This window comes from Carnobacterium sp. 1290_CSPC (assembly GCF_001053265.1).
GTDB classification, from domain to species: Bacteria; Bacillota; Bacilli; order Lactobacillales; family Aerococcaceae; genus Aerococcus; species Aerococcus urinaeequi.
Genome location: NZ_JVVG01000076.1, coordinates 73,591 through 91,298, shown reverse-complemented (window position 1 = coordinate 91,298; position 17,708 = coordinate 73,591). Strand labels below are relative to the sequence as shown.

The 17,708-nt window shown below is 41.5% G+C and carries 16 protein-coding genes and 1 other RNA gene; 12 read left to right on the top strand and 5 right to left on the bottom strand.

Annotated elements, in window-relative coordinates; translation table 11 throughout:
• Positions 1-407 (bottom strand): alpha-amylase family glycosyl hydrolase (locus AC973_RS07220; RefSeq protein WP_048729154.1); only part of this gene is annotated, 407 nt, incomplete at its 3' end.
• 80 nt (positions 408-487) lie between these two features.
• Complete coding sequence (gene treP / locus AC973_RS07215; protein ID WP_048729152.1) at positions 488-1,990, bottom strand: PTS system trehalose-specific EIIBC component; 1,503 nt, start codon at positions 1,988-1,990, stop codon at positions 488-490.
• A 263-nt stretch (positions 1,991-2,253) separates the two neighbouring features.
• On the opposite strand from treP, the gene tadA reads away from it, so the two are divergent.
• From tadA to ffs, 11 genes are all read left to right on the top strand, one after another.
• Complete coding sequence (gene tadA / locus AC973_RS07210) at positions 2,254-2,781, top strand: tRNA adenosine(34) deaminase TadA (protein WP_048729150.1); 528 nt, start codon at positions 2,254-2,256, stop codon at positions 2,779-2,781.
• 118 nt (positions 2,782-2,899) lie between these two features.
• Complete coding sequence (locus tag AC973_RS07205) at positions 2,900-3,226, top strand: hypothetical protein (protein WP_225968956.1); 327 nt, start codon at positions 2,900-2,902, stop codon at positions 3,224-3,226.
• Positions 3,213-5,168, top strand: a complete 1,956-nt coding sequence (locus AC973_RS07200) for a V-type ATP synthase subunit I (protein WP_048729146.1) — start codon at positions 3,213-3,215, stop codon at positions 5,166-5,168. The genes AC973_RS07205 and AC973_RS07200 overlap by 14 nt, the downstream gene beginning before the upstream one ends.
• A gap of 32 nt (positions 5,169-5,200) precedes the next feature.
• On the top strand, positions 5,201-5,680 hold the full coding sequence (locus AC973_RS07195; RefSeq protein WP_048729144.1) for a V-type ATP synthase subunit K: 480 nt from the start codon (positions 5,201-5,203) through the stop codon (positions 5,678-5,680).
• 43 nt (positions 5,681-5,723) lie between these two features.
• Positions 5,724-6,293: an ATP synthase subunit E gene (locus tag AC973_RS07190; RefSeq protein WP_048729143.1), complete on the top strand. Its 570-nt coding sequence runs from the start codon at positions 5,724-5,726 to the stop codon at positions 6,291-6,293.
• An 18-nt stretch (positions 6,294-6,311) separates the two neighbouring features.
• Positions 6,312-7,313 (top strand): V-type ATPase subunit, encoded by a 1,002-nt coding sequence (locus AC973_RS07185; protein WP_048729141.1) that lies wholly within the window; start codon positions 6,312-6,314, stop codon positions 7,311-7,313.
• On the top strand, positions 7,303-7,614 hold the full coding sequence (locus tag AC973_RS07180; RefSeq protein WP_048729139.1) for a V-type ATP synthase subunit F: 312 nt from the start codon (positions 7,303-7,305) through the stop codon (positions 7,612-7,614). Before AC973_RS07185 ends, AC973_RS07180 begins: the two co-directional genes overlap by 11 nt.
• A gap of 56 nt (positions 7,615-7,670) precedes the next feature.
• Entirely contained in the window at positions 7,671-9,446 is a 1,776-nt protein-coding gene (locus AC973_RS07175) for a V-type ATP synthase subunit A (protein WP_082148268.1), read from the top strand.
• On the top strand, positions 9,446-10,828 hold the full coding sequence (locus tag AC973_RS07170) for a V-type ATP synthase subunit B (RefSeq protein ID WP_026465203.1): 1,383 nt from the start codon (positions 9,446-9,448) through the stop codon (positions 10,826-10,828). The genes AC973_RS07175 and AC973_RS07170 overlap by 1 nt, the downstream gene beginning before the upstream one ends.
• Positions 10,829-10,834: 6 nt before the next feature.
• Positions 10,835-11,470 (top strand): V-type ATP synthase subunit D, encoded by a 636-nt coding sequence (locus tag AC973_RS07165; RefSeq protein ID WP_048729137.1) that lies wholly within the window; start codon positions 10,835-10,837, stop codon positions 11,468-11,470.
• A gap of 582 nt (positions 11,471-12,052) precedes the next feature.
• Positions 12,053-12,152, top strand: an RNA gene (gene ffs / locus AC973_RS09535) — signal recognition particle sRNA small type.
• Between the two features lie 63 nt (positions 12,153-12,215).
• On the opposite strand, the gene AC973_RS07160 is transcribed toward ffs, so the two are convergent.
• From AC973_RS07160 to AC973_RS07150, 3 genes are all read right to left on the bottom strand, one after another.
• On the bottom strand, positions 12,216-12,914 hold the full coding sequence (locus tag AC973_RS07160) for a GAP family protein (RefSeq protein WP_048729135.1): 699 nt from the start codon (positions 12,912-12,914) through the stop codon (positions 12,216-12,218).
• A gap of 150 nt (positions 12,915-13,064) precedes the next feature.
• Positions 13,065-15,917, bottom strand: coding sequence for a DUF3427 domain-containing protein (locus tag AC973_RS07155; protein ID WP_048729134.1), 2,853 nt, complete (start codon positions 15,915-15,917; stop codon positions 13,065-13,067).
• A gap of 42 nt (positions 15,918-15,959) precedes the next feature.
• Positions 15,960-16,355, bottom strand: a complete 396-nt coding sequence (locus AC973_RS07150) for a (deoxy)nucleoside triphosphate pyrophosphohydrolase (protein ID WP_003143255.1) — start codon at positions 16,353-16,355, stop codon at positions 15,960-15,962.
• A 276-nt stretch (positions 16,356-16,631) separates the two neighbouring features.
• Between AC973_RS07150 and AC973_RS07145 the strand changes: the two genes are divergently transcribed.
• A complete protein-coding gene (locus AC973_RS07145) occupies positions 16,632-17,630 on the top strand; it encodes an NAD(P)H-quinone oxidoreductase (protein WP_048729132.1) in 999 nt (332 codons plus the stop codon).
• Positions 17,631-17,708 lie beyond the last annotated feature (78 nt).

The following is a 17,708-nucleotide window of genomic DNA, read 5'->3' as shown; positions in this document are numbered from 1 at the left end:
GGCAGAGACCCATCTTCTTGTGCGGGGCGAATGTAATAGAAGTCTTGGTAGTATTCGTCACCAGCTAGGGCCTTTTGGAACCACTCGTGTTCAGTAGAAGAGTGGTTTAAAGGCATATCTAGCATCAGGTCGATGCCACGTTTTTTACCTTCACGGGCTAATTCTTCAAAATCATCCATAGTCCCAAAACGTGGGTCGATGGCAGTGTAGTCTGAAATGTCATAACCGTTATCATTTTGTGGCGATGGGTAGAAGGGGTTCATCCAAATCATGTCGACACCTAGTGTTTCTAGGTAGTCTAATTTTTCAATGATTCCTCTAAGATCACCAAAACCGTCTCCATCCGTGTCGTTAAAAGACTTTGGATAAACTTGGTATATTACCTTTTTCCCTAAATCATTTGTCATTGTGTCTTCCTCCTTTTTAGAAAAAAGCTCGCCCAGGGGCATCCAAGGCGAGCGTGAAACTTGAATCTATCTGGCTAATGCTAGAACTTGATATTGAAATCGATTTTGTTATTAGCTAGGAAACCAGTTTTCTTAAATACAATTGTCAATGCGAATGGTACAACGATGGCGATGGCCATAGCTAGTAAGAACCAACCCCAGTATTGGAATTGAATCGCTAAGATACCAGGTAAACCACCGACCCCGATTGAGTTAGCTGTAATTCCAACTGTTGTTGAAAGTAAACCAGCTAAACCTGAACCAATCATCGCTGCAATAAATGGGTAAACATATTTAATGGTAACACCGAACATTGCCGGTTCAGTTACCCCTAAGTAAGCTGATACAGCTGATGGAATGGTAATTTGACTTTCTTTCTCATCTTGACGAGTTGTCCACCAAATCGCCATAACCGCAGATGCTTGAGCAATATTTGATAGGGCGATCATTGGCCATAAACCAGTACCACCAAAGTCAGCCACTAACTGTGTATCGATTGCGTTGGTCATATGGTGTAAACCAGTAATTACAAGTGGAGAGTATAGGGCACCGAAGATTAAACCGAACAACCAAGAAACAGGTCCAGTTAAACCAGCGTACACAACACTAGAAATCCAAGTACCTACAGTCCAACCGATTGGGCCTAAAACTGTATGCGCCAAGATAATGGCAGGAACTAATGATAAGAATGGCACGAAAATCATAGAAATCATCTCTGGGATGTATTTACGCCAGAATTTTTCAAGCCAAGCAAGTGATAGACCTGCGAACATGGCCGGTAATACTTGGGCTTGGTAACCAATCATATCTAATTGGAAGAAGCCGAAGTCCCATTGTGGTACTTCACCAGCTAAGATAGCATCTGGTGCAGCATAAGCATTTAGTAATTGTGGTGAAACTAATGTGATACCTAATACGATACCAAGAATTTGAGTGGTACCCATTTTACGTGTTACAGACCATGTAATCCCAACTGGTAAGAAGTGGAAAATGGCTTCACCCGGTAACCAAAGGAAGCTGTTCACCCCGGCCCAGAATGTTGAAACATCAACAATCGTGTTGTATTGAGGTGTACCGTCACCCATCGTTTGCGCTACGCCATCAACAATTTTTTGCCCTAGGAACTCCATTGGCACCCCTTCAAGCACGTTACGGAAACCTAAAATAAGACCCCCGACGATAATTGCTGGAATAATTGGTGCAAATACTTCAGCCAAGAATGTCATGGCTTTTTGAAGCCAGTTTTGTTGTTGGTCAGCTGCTGCAGCTTTCACCGCTTCTTTTGACGTACCAGAAACACCAGAAACCGCTTCAAATTCATTATAAAAATCTGCCACCTTGTTCCCAATAATAACCTGGAATTGACCAGATTGGGTAAATGTCCCTTTAACAGAAGGGATGTCTTCAATAGCTTTAACATCCGCTTGTTTAGGATCATTTAATACAAACCGCATACGCGTCGCACAGTGTGTAACGGCATTGATATTCTCCTTACCCCCAATGTCATCCAGTAAGGATTTAGCATCCTGTTTAAAATCACTCATTTTTCTTCCTCCTCTATAAAGAAAATGCCATATGATATCCAAATAATAATTGTAAACTTGTCTATACAAGTTATCTACGAGGTTATTATATAATGATAACGGTTTCAAATCAAGTGAAATCACTCAATCAAAAAATTTTTTATAGGCCTATAGTTAATAGGAAGAAAGTGATTAAAAAGTCCGGTGAGCCCCACTTATCAGTTGGTTGTAAGCCTTGGTAGTGGTATGATTATGGCATGTTTTAGACCGAAATGAGGTGTGGAATGTCAGAAGAAAAGGATACAAAATTCAATACACTTGACGTGGACCAAATTGCTTTTATGGAGGCAGCGATTGAAGAAGCAAAGAAGGCAGCAGCTATTGGTGAAGTGCCAATTGGGGCAGTTGTCGTCTACCAGGGGGAAATCATCGGGCGTGGCCATAACTTGCGTGAGACCAGTCAGGATGCAACAACCCATGCGGAAATCCTCGCTATCCAAGAAGCCAACCGTAATCGGGCATCTTGGCGACTAGCGGATGCAGATTTGTATGTGACGTTAGAACCCTGTCCTATGTGTTCGGGTGCCATGATACAAAGCCGTATCAAACGTCTCTATTATGGCGCTTATGATCAAAAGGGTGGCACGGCAGGAACATTGATGAATATACTGAATGATAGTCGGTTTAACCATCAAGTTGAAGTCATTGATGGTGTCATGCATGAAGAATGTAAGGCACTTTTACAAGATTTTTTTATTGAATTACGCAAGAAACGCAAAAATTCAAGTCGTAAACCAAAAGTAGAAAACTAAGCGAAATGTCAAAATACTAAAAAATAAGACATTGTGATTTACTTAGCGTTTTCATTTAAAATAAAGTGTTTTTTTGTTATAATTAAGTTGTTATAACGCTTTTAGGGGGGTGAATTGGGTGTCCAGCAAAACTTTAGCAAAAATTGTCGATACTGAGAAAGCAACGCAAGCACTAAGTGATAAATATGCAAGTAAGCGAGAAAGTTTATTAGAAGACAAAAATCGCAAATTAAGCCAAATGGCGTCTGAAAAAGAAGCAATCTTGAAAGATTATCAAGAAGCGCAGCGTGCCGAGAATGAAAAAGCTTTACAAGCGTACAAATCTGAAGAAAAAGCGAAGAACGATCAAGAGATTGAGGAAATTGAGAATCAATTCCAAGGCGCTTTGCCATCTTTAGTCTCACTTGTAATTGAGGAGGTGAAAAATAGCTATGGCAATCGCTAAGATGCAAAAAGTATCGATTGTAACGGCGCCAAGTAACAAAGACCACTTGTTACAAACCTTACAAACGATGCAGAATATACAAGTTAGTGACCTTTCCTTAAAGGTAACCGGCCAAGACTTTACCTTCAACAATAATTACCAAAGTGATCAAGATTACCAAGTCATTTATGAACGCGGACGCGAAGTATTACATTATCTAAGTCAATACCAACAAAAGGTATCTTTAAAAGATAAAATTACGACCAAACGCCCACAAATGACCATGGATGAACTACATCAAACTGTGGATGAAGCAGCAGCTTTACAATTGATTGAAAAAGTCGAAGCCTTAAGACAAAAGCGTAACGACATTCAAGACCAACGCCAACGGGTTGAAGATGAACAAACAACCATCGCTAAATGGCGGGCCCTAGATGTTGATCCAAAATCTCTACAAGAGTTAAAACTATTCGATGTTCGTCTAGGAACGATTCCAAATGATGAAAACCGTCACCACTGGCAACAATTAAAAGCCATTGAAGATGTGGCCGTTGAAGAAGTGTTTGCTAACGAGAATGAAATTGGTGTCGCAGTCGTTGCCTTACCAGGTCAAAACGACAACCTGCAAGCAAAACTTGCAGAAAATTATTTCTCTGAAGTAGAGTTTAATTACGGACAAACCCCAGAAGAGACCTTCCAAACATTGGAAAGTGAACGGAAACAACTCATCAAAGATGAGGAGGCCGTTGTTAAAGACATTAAAAACATGCAAGAATCTAAAGCTACTATTCAATTAGCAGTAGAAGAATTCTTTAACCGTAGTCAACGTGCCAACGCAGCACAGCTTTCATATGATAACCAACAGTTATCTTTATTCAGTGGTTGGATTGAAGAAGCGCAAGTTGAAAACTTGCAAAGCGCTTTAGAAGAAGCCTTTGATGTGCACACGTTTGCTATTATTTTAGAAGAAACAACCGAACAAGAAGTTAAAGAAGATGAAGTGCCAATCAAATTACATAATGCTTCTATAGTAGAACCTTTTGAAATGATTACTGAAATGTACTCATTGCCAAATTACCGGGAGAAAGACCCGACCAACTGGGTAGCTGGTTTCTACATGTTATTCTTCGCTATGATGATGGGGGACTTCGGTTACGGTATCCTCCTTTGGATTGGTACACTCTTTGCCATGAAGGTAATGGATTTACGGAAGAGTACTAAACGTTTTGTGAAATTTGGACATATTCTATCCTACCCAACGATGTTAATTGGTTTAGCTTATGGATCCCTATTTGGTGAAGCTTTACCATTCGGTTTGATCAATCCAACTGAAGATGCCTTAACGCTAATGATTATCTCTTTAGTGATTGGTTACATTCACATCTTTGTAGGTTTATGCTTAAATATCAGATTACAGCTTAGTCGTAAAGACTATGCATCAGCCTATAATGACGGTATTGGCTGGTTAGCACTGTTAATAGCGCTAGCTATCGGTATCACTGGCTTTATGACCGGTATGGATATGTTGATTCCTATCGCAAAATGGTTTGCCATTATTGCAGCTGCAGGAATTATCGTGGTTCCTATGTTCACGAGTAATAATAAAGCAGTTGGTGGTGTTGTTGGGTTGTATAACTTATACGGTGTGTCTTCGTATGTAGGAGATTTCGTTTCTTATACACGACTAATGGCTTTAGGTATTTCAGGTGGAGCTATCGCCATGTCCTTTAATATCTTGTTTACTATCTTGCCAGTGCCTGTTCGATTTTCAGTGGGTATTTTGATGATTATCGCCTTACAATTATTTAACATGTTCTTATCATTACTATCTGCCTACGTTCATAGTATGCGCTTAGTATTCGTTGAGTTCTTTGGTAAATTTTATGAAGGAGGCGGGCGTGCCTTTAAGCCGATTCGCACACTACAAGAGTTTGTTTCTCTAAAAGACGTAGAAGAAAATTAATTAAAAGACAACAAAATGGAGGTTTTTAAATAATGAATACATGGTTTGAATTTTTTGTGGAAAACGGTGGCCAAATCTTTGCGATGGTCGGAATTGCAATTGCCGTAATTTTCTCTGGTATGGGTTCTGCACGTGGTGTTGGTGAAACTGGTGCGGCTGCAGCTGCCTTGGTTAAAGACCAACCTGAAAAATTTGCGCAAACATTAATCTTACAACTATTACCTGGTACGCAAGGTTTGTATGGTTTCGTTATCGGTATCATGATTTACTTACAATTAGGTACAGGTTTAGACTTAACTCAAGGACTACAATACTTTGTAGCAGGTATCCCTATTGGTTTAGTAGGTTTAATTTCAGCACGTTGGCAAGGGCATACTGCAACAGCAGGTGTACAAATTTTAGCAAAACGTCCTGAAAACGTATCTAACGCAATCATCTACTCTATCATGGTTGAAACTTACGCAATCTTAGCATTCGTTATTTCTCTATTATTAGTACTTTCTGTTGGTTAATCACTAATCAAGTAGAAAAACCAAAAGAAGGAGGATAAGTCGAATGGCAGATATTCAAACTTTAGTCGATCAAGTGCTAGCCAATGCTGAAAAAGAAGAAAAAGCAGCATTAGCCGCATTTGAAGCTGAAATGAATGAAGAAATCAACAAAGCCAAAGCGCAAAACGATGACCAAATTGTGACTGAAAAGCACCACATCGAAAACGCTGAAGCTAAAAAATTACAAACACAAAAACAAAGCTACTTAAACGTCTTACGTAATGACAAATTACAAGCCAAACAAGCCTTACTAGAAAAAGTCTATGATCAAGCTATTGTTGAATTACAACAATTATCAAGCGAAGCGTTTACTAGTTTTATCAAAGGCGCTTTAAACCAAGTAGCAGACACTGAGAACCTTACGTTAACAGTAGGTGAATTCAGCCAACACCAATTCGACGCTGACCAAGTGAAAGCCTTAAACCCATCTATTCAATTAGATGATACTTTCCTTCCCAAGCGTTCAGGTTTTGTTTTAAGTAACGAAGAAGTGGACTATAACTTTACTTTTGAATCAATCATTGACCAAAAGAAAAAAACATTAGCGCCAAAATTAGTGAAACAAGCATTCTAAGAGAGGGGAGTGACAGCAATGCCAAACGCTACATATGCACAACTGGATACTACCATTCGTGTAAAAGAAAGTAGTTTGCTAGCAAAAGAAGACTATGACGCACTTTTACGTGCCAACTCCCTTGAAGATGTATTTGCTGCCCTACGCAAAACCAACTATCATATCCCAGAAAATATCGGAGAAACACATGATTTCGAAGGGTTCCTAATCCGTGATTTACGTGAAATGTATGCTGGTTTATATGAAGAAACGCCTGTAGATGAAGTGGTAGACGTATTTGCCTTGCGTTACAGCTACCACAATTTGAAAGTATTATTCAAAGAATGGTATACAGAACGAGATTTCTCGCACATGTATATCAACATCGGCCGTTTTTCAATCGAAGCCTTACGGACCTTAATGCAAACTGGTGAAGGTAACCAATTCCCAGAAGTCATGAAAGAAGGCGTCCAACATGCACGCGATTATTACGAAGAATACCATGACTTGGACGGCATTTCGATCCTATTGGACCATTCTTACCTAGGCCACTTAAGAGACATCGCTGACAAATCTGATGATCAAGATATGGCGAAGACCCTATTGATGATGATTGATTTAGAAAATTTATCTATGGTTGTTCGTGGGATGAAGCAAGGCCGTTCTCGTGGGTTCTTAGAAGCAGTCTTATCTGATGATGGTACTTTTGAAGAGGTAGAATTAGTCGACTTAGCGACGAGTAAAGACTATAACCGCGTATTGGATAAATTTGCCAGCTTACCATTCGCTGGTAAAATCAATGACCGCATCAGCGCCAACGATCCAATCGACGTGGTGAAATTAGATAAGAAAATCAAAACAATCGAGGCTGAAGAAATTCGCCAGGCAGCTTGGGTACCATTTGGACCAATGCCTGTATTGGCATATATTTATTTTAAAGAAAACGAAGTAGCCAATTTGAGGTTAATTTTAAACGCGAAAGAATACGATTTAGATCAAAAAAGTGTGGAAGAAAGGATGCGACCTATTTATGGCTTATAAAATCGGTGTAGTCGGTGAAAAAGACGTCGTTGTTCCTTTCCAATTGATTGGTTTCGACGCCTATCCAGTGATTTCAGGCCAACAAGCCGGTGAAACAATCCGGGAAATGGCTGACAACCACTATGGTGTGATCTATTTGACCGAAACAATCGCACAGCAAATTCCAGACACCATTGCCTTTTACGACACACAAGTTACCCCAGCAATCATTCTGATTCCTTCACACAAAGGGAGCTTGGGTATCGGGCAGTCTCGTGTAAATGACAACGTTGAAAAAGCGGTTGGTCAAAATATTCTATAAGAAATCAAAATACACAAATTAAAAATCATAGAAAACGATAAGAGGGAGGAACAGTCTTGAAAGACGGAAAAATCATTGAAGTTTCCGGTCCACTGATTAAAGCAAGTGGCATGGAAGAAGCTGCTGTTCGTGATATTTGTTTAGTAGGTGACCTACAATTAACAGGGGAAATCCTTGAAATGCACGGCGATGTTGCTTCAATTCAGGTATACGAGGAAACTTCTGGTCTTAAACCTGGCCAAGTAGTAAAAACAACTGGTCAACCATTATCAGTTGAACTTGGACCTGGTATGTTAACGAAAATGTTTGACGGTATCCAACGACCTCTACAAGAGTTCATGGATTCAACCGACTCAAACTACTTAGTGCGTGGTGTGCAAGTAGCGCCCCTAGACCGCTCAGCAGTATGGCATTTTACCCCAACTGTTGAAGCAGGCACACAAGTTACAGGTGGTGACATTGTGGGTACTGTTCAAGAAGGTCCCGTAATTGAACACCGTATCATGGTGCCGGTTGGCGTTTCAGGTACAGTGAAATCAATTCAAGAAGGCGACTACACTTTAGAAGATAATGTGTACGTCTTAGACACTGAGCAAGGCGAGAAATCATTCACCATGATGCAAACATGGCCAGTTCGTCAAGGTCGTCCTTTTGCCGAAAAATACTCACCAAATAAAATTATGACAACAGGTCAACGTGTTATCGATACTTTCTTCCCAATTTCAAAAGGTGGGGCAGCAGCAGTTCCAGGGCCATTCGGTGCCGGTAAGACAGTTGTGCAACACCAAATTGCTAAATATGCGGATGTAGATATCGTGGTTTACGTTGGTTGTGGTGAACGTGGTAACGAAATGACGGACGTAATTAACGAGTTCCCTGAATTGGTTGACCCGAAAACTGGTGAATCAATCATGGAACGTACTGTGTTAATTGCCAACACTTCAAACATGCCGGTAGCAGCCCGTGAAGCTTCTGTTTATACAGGGATTACAATTGCTGAATACTTCCGTGACATGGGTTACTCAGTAGCGATTATGGCCGATTCAACTTCTCGTTGGGCGGAAGCACTTCGTGAAATGTCTGGTCGTCTAGAAGAGATGCCTGGTGACGAAGGTTACCCAGCTTACCTAGGTTCTCGTATTGCAGAATACTATGAGCGTGCAGGTATCGTCCGTACTCTAGGTAGCGAAGGCCGTACAGGTTCAGTTACAGCGGTAGGTGCCGTATCGCCTCCAGGTGGGGATACATCTGAGCCGGTTACACAAAATACCTTACGAGTTGTAAAAGTATTCTGGTCATTAGATGCCAACCTATCTCGTCAACGTCACTTCCCAGCCATTAACTGGTTAAGCTCATACTCATTGTATGATTCAGAAATCTATAAGGGTGTAGCGGAAGAATTAGGCGTTGAATGGGGTCAATGGGTACAAAAAGCGATGAATATCCTAACTGAAGAAGACAGCTTACAAGAAGTTGTACAATTAGTTGGTATTGATGCCTTATCAGAAAAAGATAAAATGACCCTACTAATTGCAGCCATGATTCGTGAAGGTTACTTACAGCAAAATGCCTTTGATGACGTAGATACAACGACTTCAGCGAAGAAACAAGAGAAAATGTTATTCAACATTTTAACCTTCGACCAAGAAGCGCGCCAAGCAATGGAAAAAGGTGTTTACTACCAAGAAATTGCTGACAACACTGTCGACTTACGCGAAAAAATCGTGCGTTCTAAATTTATCCCAGAAGATCAATTAGACCGCATTGACGCTATCAACAATGAAATTAAAGAAGCTATGACAGAAATATTGAAAGGAGGCAGCTACGCATAATGTTAAAAGAGTATAAATCTATCTCCGACGTTTATGGACCCTTAATGATTGTAGAAGACGTTGAAGGCATTAGTTTTGATGAGTTAGTAGAAGTACAATTACAAACTGGTGAAAAACGTCTTGGACAAGTGCTTCAAGTAGAAGAAAGTCGCGCAGTCGTACAGATCTATGGTGGTGGTTCTGGTATTAACTTACAAGACACTAAAGTGCGCTTCCAAGGACATCCACTTGAATTCGGCGTGTCTGAAGACATGATTGGTCGTGTATTCGATGGACTTGGTAACATCAACGATAACGGTCCAGAAATCATCGCTGACGAAAGCCGTGACATCAATGGGCAAGCCATTAACCCAATGGCTCGTGACTACCCGGATGAGTTTATTCAAACTGGAATCTCAACAATTGACCACTTAAACACCTTAGTTCGTGGGCAAAAACTACCCGTATTCTCTGGTTCAGGTTTACCGCATAAAGAGCTTGCTGCCCAAATCGCACGTCAAGCCACTGTGCTAGGTGACGACGATCAATTCGCCGTTGTCTTTGCAGCAATGGGGGTAACTTTTGAAGAGGCTGAATACTTCATGGAATCATTCCGTGAAACAGGTGCCATCGACCGCTCTGTTTTGTTCATCAACTTAGCGGATGATCCTTCAATCGAACGTTTAGCAACACCAAAAATTGCCTTAACAGCAGCAGAATACTTAGCTTACGAAAAAGACATGCAAGTATTGGTTATCATGACTGACATGACTAACTACTGTGAAGCCTTACGTGAAGTATCTGCAGCCCGCCGTGAAGTACCAGGACGTCGTGGTTATCCAGGTTACCTATATACCAACCTGTCTACACTATATGAACGTGCTGGCCGTATCAAAGGGTCTAAAGGTTCTGTAACGCAGATTCCAATCCTGTCTATGCCAGAGGATGACATTACCCATCCAATTCCTGACTTAACAGGTTATATTACCGAAGGGCAAATTATCTTAGACCGTGACCTTGATGCACGTGGTATTGAGCCACCAATCAACGTATTGCCATCACTTTCTCGTCTAAAAGATAAAGGTACCGGTGAAGGTAAAACACGTAAAGACCACGCTGCAACCATGAACCAACTATTTGCTGCTTATGCGAAAGGTAAACAAGCCAAAGAATTATCTCAAGTATTGGGTGAATCAGCCCTATCTGAAACAGATAAGAAATACGTAGAATTTACCACTGCATTTGAAGACAAATACGTTGACCAAGGTTTTGAGTACAACCGTACGATTGAAGAAACCTTAGACCTTGCTTGGGAATTACTAGCGATCTTGCCTCGTACAGAATTAACACGTATTAAAGATGATTTAATCGATACATACATGCCTTCAACTGAAGGAGAGTGATTTTAAATGGCAAATGCGCTAAATGTCAAACCAACACGGATGGAACTGAGCACATTAAAAGACCGTTTAAAAGTTGCTCAAAATGGTTATGACTTGCTAAAAGATAAGCAGGACGAATTAATGCGCCAGTTTATCGAACTAATCCAAGAAAATAACCAACTGCGCAATGAAGTAGAAGACGAATTGTCGGGTGCCTTAGGTAACTTCGTATTGGCATCATCATCAATGAATGACGCCTTTATGGAAGAAATCGTGGCCTTACCGACTAAACAGGTCAACTTAGAAATTGCCAAGAAAAATATCATGAGCGTTGACGTACCTAAGATGTCATTTTCATACGATGATGATAATCAAAAGAGCGACAACGAAGTGAAATACGGTTACTTAAACACATCTAGTGAATTAGACGATGCCATCGAAGTCTTGAACGATGTCATGCCTAAGCTGTTAAAATTGAGCGAAATTGAAAAAACGTGTCAATTAATGGCAACGGAAATTGAATCCACAAGACGTCGAGTAAACGCCTTAGAATACCGAATGATTCCAAACATCAAGGAAACCATCAAGTATATCCAAATGAAACTAGACGAAAACGAACGAGCATCAATCACGCGGATGATAAAAGTTAAAGACATGGGTTAATAATAGGATGTGAGAGTCGACGCCAAGAAAGGAAACGTTGGAAGATTAGCGATGAAGATGACGCAGTCATCTGCAAGCTAATTTGAAACGCAGTCCTTTCTGGAGACTCGAGCTCAACTTCACAGGGTGCGAGCGAGACCGCTAAGCTCAACAACAATGGAAGACTAGTGCCGTGACACACGGCAGTGTGGCACAAATTAGTCTGAAGTGGACTTGAGCTGGTCGAGCGAACCCGACTAAGGGTGTGAGGCGCTATGTAAGCAATGTTAGCTAGTCTAATTGTAACCTTATGCAGCTTTCAACTTGCACTTACTGATCATTCAAAATAGTTTTCAAAGTGAGAGATCAAATCAATTAAAACAATTGGTTTGGTCTCTTTTTTATACAGCAAAAAAGCCGATAACCGCTATACTAGTCATCAGATTCCTATGTTGCAATATTGATTTTATTAGTTTTCGTCCAAGACACGTTTATGCTGGCTTGTCGCAAGTATACCTCATACGGTTAGTTGATGTTGGGGTTTAAGAATAGGGAAGAAGTCCTTTACAAACCTTCCTTAAAAATGGTATAATTAAATTTGCCGAAAGGCCTTGCGGCAAGGGTAGAGATGTGAACCGGGTCAGATGGGGAACCAAGCAGCTCTAAGCATTGTCTATCCTGTGCTGTAAGTTAGTATAAATTTAAACGGCTAAACGCCAAACGCCAAGTGTGTCCATTCACGCTTGGCGTTTTTTTATGGCCAATTTTAGAAAATTTGTATGCCGTACCCAAATAAGGCAACAGCAATCAAAATCAAGATAACTGGCAAAATGCGTGTGATAAAAAAGTCCATCCAGCCCGCAATTCGTGTATAAATTGTCGTTAAGTGGCTTTTAAAGAATAGGGATATTAAAAATAAGCCGTACATAGGTAATACAAACAAGACAAAGGAATAAAAGGCCAGGAGTAACGTTGCTTGTAGATTGGTAATCGATATAGTTGCATAGTAACTTAATAAGGCTAAATATGGCGCTATTGAAGAGATTTCGGCTAGACAAGAGGCAATACCCAGCATGATCAATGCGCCAGCTGATAAGTGCGTTTCTTCTGTTTGCGTTACGGATTTCTTTTGAACCTCGCCCTGACTTGCGGTAGGCTGGTCTTTTTTAAAAAAAGAGTAGCTTAAATAAGCTACTATCAAAATGCTGGCTGCGATTGCTAGATAGTGCCAAGTATATGGGTGGTGATGGTTTACCCAATTGAAGGCTTGGGAAATCCAATCAGAGAAACCAAAGTAGAAGGCTAAACCGATTAAAAAGTTTCCCAGACCAATGGGGAAGATAAAATACAAAATATGATATGGGGATTTAATTTTAGATTGTAAAATGAATTGCTGGGTGAGCGCGAAGGGGTTAATGCCATCGATTAAGCCAGCAATTAAGGTCGTTGTAAAGACTGCAAACATGATTTTTCTCCTAAAAAAACCGGATAGACATCCAAGCAGCACACCTTCAATTTGAAGGGCCTATGTGCACTAGAATACCTATCCGGCGATAGTTGTTTTTATTAATGTGTCACTATCCTATCAAAATGGGCATAGGCGGGCAAGGGTAGTTTACTGTAGATAGTTAAAGAGATTTCTTGGAATAGTTTCTTTAAAATGCAAGTTCATCTCCACAACGTTCCGGGTTTCACCATCACCACTCGGCTTTTCAAGTTGGGTAATCGTCGAAACATCAGGTGTCACTTCACCCAAATAATAAAACTCGGTTCCTTCATCATCGTCCTTTTTAATGAACATATGAATTTGCCAGTCGTCCGCATCCTGTAAGATTTTCACTTCAGGAGAGGCCAGTGTCCTTGGCGCTTTCGTGAACCAAGTCATCGTCTGTGGGTCTAACAAGGCATCTTCATAAGCAACTTGGGCACCAGTAAAGTCGTCGCCTTTATCCAGTGTCACAAAAATTGTAAAAATTTTCCGTTCCTTATCCTGAGTATAGCCCCCGATATTTTGGTCCACCAATTGCGTTTCCCATTTGAGCAGACGTAGGGCGTCACGACGGCCGTATTTTTGATACAAGGTTAAGTCTGATGATTTGTCATAACCGTCATTTAATAAGGTGGCCGTAGTGATTAAGTCATTTAAATGATGCAAAAAGGTCGAATCTTTCTTTGCTGACTGGAATCCAGGGCTTAAGTTAATCCCCTCGTCTACTATGGTCACGACTTGCCCCGGTTGGTAAGTTTTCTTTGAACTACCGGCGTAATAATCGGTGGACAAGGTTCGCACCACTGACTGCACAGTAATAGGGTCATGGCTTAAGTCATGTTTGGCCAAAAGGGTTTGAATCTTGGCCAAGCTTAAAGTATCTACACTTTCTTTAGCGAGCTCATTCAATAAGACTAGTTCATGCGCCCGTTTGCCTGGTAAGATTTCCCGCGATAAAAACTTTAAGATATCGTTGGCAGCTTTAGAAAGGGTATTGTCCCTTTCCTTGATGCTGGCCAAGAAAGCGGGGTAATTATCCTTTTTGTTGGCTAATAGATAAGGGTCGAAACTGTTGGTTGTTTCAAAATCAATCAACATTGGCACACGACCCAATTCATTTTTTAAGCCTAGGTAGGCTTCTTTCAATTCTTTCATGGAGTCTAGTTTCACAGCATTTATAGACTCAAAAATCCGCTCTTTAGCAATGCTTTCGAAATTGATATTGGATAAACCGGAAATAAAGTTGGTGTTGAGGGTCGTCTTCCGCATGGTATCCTTACTGCGGTTTGAATTACCAGACAGGGCTACGGGAATCAGGTAGTTGTTCTTGTAGTTGCCGATAAAGTCGATGATATTCACGAATTCCTTATCATCATGCTTACGAAGCCCACGCCCCATTTGTTGGACGAAGATGATGCTGGATTGGGTGTTACGTAACATGACCACCTGGTTGATTTCTGGAATATCAATCCCTTCATTAAAGATATCCACTGTAAAAATATAGTCTAAGAGACCTGAAGTTAACCGATTTACTTGCTTGGTTCGCACATCTTGGCTATCGCTACCAGATAGGGCGACAGTTTTATAACCACGGGCGTTGAATTTGTCGGATAGGGACTTGGCTTCCTCGTTGCGGCTACAGAAGACTAAGCCTTTGACCTTTTCTTTATCTAAACCATAGTAAGTCAACTTGTCCATGACATAATCAACCCGTTCGTCTAGGATTAGGTTCTTTAATTGGGTGGTTTCAGAAATCAATTCGCCGTCTTTTTCGAAGTCGGTCACCCCAAAGTAATGGAAGGGGGCTAGTAAATCAGCTTCAAGAGCATCTTGCAGGCGGATTTCATAGGCGATATTGTAGTCAAAGAGTTCATATAAATTATAGCCATCTGTACGCTCAGGTGTAGCCGTTAAACCAAGTAGGAATTTGGGTTTAAAGTAGTCAAAAATCCGCTGGTAAGACGCTGATCCAGCTCGGTGGACTTCATCTACTAAGATATAATCGAATTCTTCTGGGTCAAATTGGTGTAAATGTTGGTCGCGGGTAATGGTCTGTTGGGTGGCGAAAATATACTTGGCTTGGCTATCCTTTTTATTACCTGTATAAAAGCCAAATAAATCATCTGGTTCTGTATGCATCACCCTTTTAAAAGAGGCCATTGCGGAATGTAAGATTTGTTCCCTGTGAACGATAAAAAGGACTTTTTCGGGTTTGGATTCCAAGACATCAAAAGCCGCTAGGTAGGTTTTACCAGTCCCGGTAGCCGCGATTACTAAGCCACGGTCGGCGCCATTTTGCCGTAATTCAATAAGACTATCTAAGGCTGGCTGTTGCATCTTATTAGGTACGATAAAGTTCTTGGCTGGGTCCAGTAAGATACTAGTATCACGGTATTTAGGCGGTTGGAAGGAATTGGCATATGCTTCAATCCAGTCTTCAGTTAAAGGCTGCGCACTCGCCCATTCCTTGTCTAAATGGGCCTGCATTTGATGGATAATGGCCCCGTGGTGGTAGGTAGTCAGTTTAATGTTCCACTCGTAATTGGTTTTTAAGGCATGGTTGGTCAAGTTTGACGACCCAATAATAAAGGAAGCGTGGTCCTTGTGTTCAAATAAATACCCTTTAGCGTGAAAAGCTTCTTTGTCAGAAATGCGGACCTCCAAATTAGGCACTTTCAGCAAGGCCTTGAAAATATCTGGTGAGTTAAAGTCCAAATAGTTGGAGGTAATTAACCGGCCTTTTATCCCTCGTTGGTGTAAATCAAAGAGGTGGGTTTTCAGCGTGTTGAGACCACTCTCCGTCACAAATGCCACTGAAAATGTAAAAGTTTCGCTGGTATCCAATTCCTCCTGCAAGGTATTTAATAGGAAGATATTCTCATCAGGCTGATTAATAATCAACTCAGGGTCATACTGGGCATGCCCCAACTGCCTCTGATCAATAAAAGCATGCCGCAAAGATTGCGCTAATAAATCCATATATACCTCCAAAAAATCCTAAAATTCAGTCTACAAATCAATCTATAGCGTCATTTGTGATAACTTATCTACAGCAGGCAGGTCCGCTGGCGCCCAGTCTAAAGACTTCAATTCGCTAGGCTTCAACCACTTGATGGCCTTATGTTCCGTCAAGAAGGGCTCACCTTGCTCAAGCTGGCAGATAATTGTTGTGAGATGAACGCGTCCGAAATCATATTCGTAGGCTGATGTATCAAATATCTCTGGGGATACTTGAACCTGGATCTTTAACTCCTCTTCCAATTCACGTTTCAGGGCTCCTTGCGCAGTTTCGCCAGCTTCTATCTTCCCACCAGGAAACTCCCACAAGTAGGCTAAAGACTTCGCGCCCCCGCGTTGGGCACATAAAATTCGCTGGTCTTTAATCAAAATCGCCCCAACAACATAAATATCTTTCATCCGTATCACCTTTCAATCGTTTTTTTACTATCATTAAAATCGGGTTGGACAAACCATAGATGACTGCGTTTCAGTTTAAGTTGAGCTGACATTGTCAGCCACTGCCCTAAACTTCCAACGTTCATCTGTTAACGGTTTGTCTCGCACCTAGAATATATAGATCATTTTACCGGACCCTCATTAAATAAGAAAGATCATAAGCTGCTTTACTTATCAATTGTCCGCAAATGGTTTATGATGTAAGGGACGAACACATATACAAAAGGAGTGGATTGGATGAAAGCTTGGATACTCAATCAAGCAGGTGGCCCAGAGAATATTGAACTGCAAGAAATCGACAGGCCGACGGCACAAGCGGGTGAGGCCCTAGTCAAGGTCAAGGCAATTGGGCTTAATCGCCATGATGTCATGTCGAGGAACAGTTTGAAGCCGGATGCCAGCCTTGAAGACCGGGTGATTGGGATTGAGATTGCTGGTGAAGTGGTGGCTATTAATACAGGCGGGAAGGAATCCAGTCCTGTAGCAGTTGGAGACCATGTAGCGGGGATTATTACCCACGGCGCATATGCCGAATACGCCCGCATCCCCCTCAGTCGTGCCATAGTTTTCCCTAAAGACACGCCGTTTACAACAGCTGCCGCCATTCCAGAAGCCTTCATGACCGCCTACCAGACCATGTATTGGATCGGCGACTTGCATCAGGGTGAGCGGATCCTTGTCCATGCAGCGGGTTCTGGCGTTGGGACGGCGGCTATCCAATTGGCCAACCACCTGTCGCAGGTAGAAATCTTTGCCACCGCAGGCCGTCAAGATAAATTAGACCTAGCTAAAGAATTAGGCGCCCAGACCACCATTAATTATAAGGAAGAAAATTTCGCCGACGTTATTTCTGAAGCAACTGACAATAGGGGAGTCGATGTCATTCTAGATTTCATTGGGGCGTCCTATGCTAATAAAAATGCGTCCGCTATCGGCCAAGACGGTCGCTGGGTTTTAATCGGTGTTCTTGGGGGCACAGAGGTTCCGGACTTTGATATGGGGCAATTGCTCTTTAAGCGGGTTAAACTCCAAGGGACCTTGCTGTCAACACGCTCAGACGACTACAAGGCGCGCCTAGTAGCAGACGTCAATAAAGAAGTCGTGCCTTTAATTGCAGACGGTACTATTCAACCAGTGATTGATACGGTCATGGCTTTTGACCGCTTACCAGAGGCCCATGAATATATGGAAGCCGATAAAAACTTAGGTAAGATCATTATCAGCTTGGAAGACTAAAGTTTCGTGATTTTATTGATGAAGTGATTTAGGGTGTTTGCCAGCAATCGGGGCGGATGCCCTTTTTTCATTAGAAAT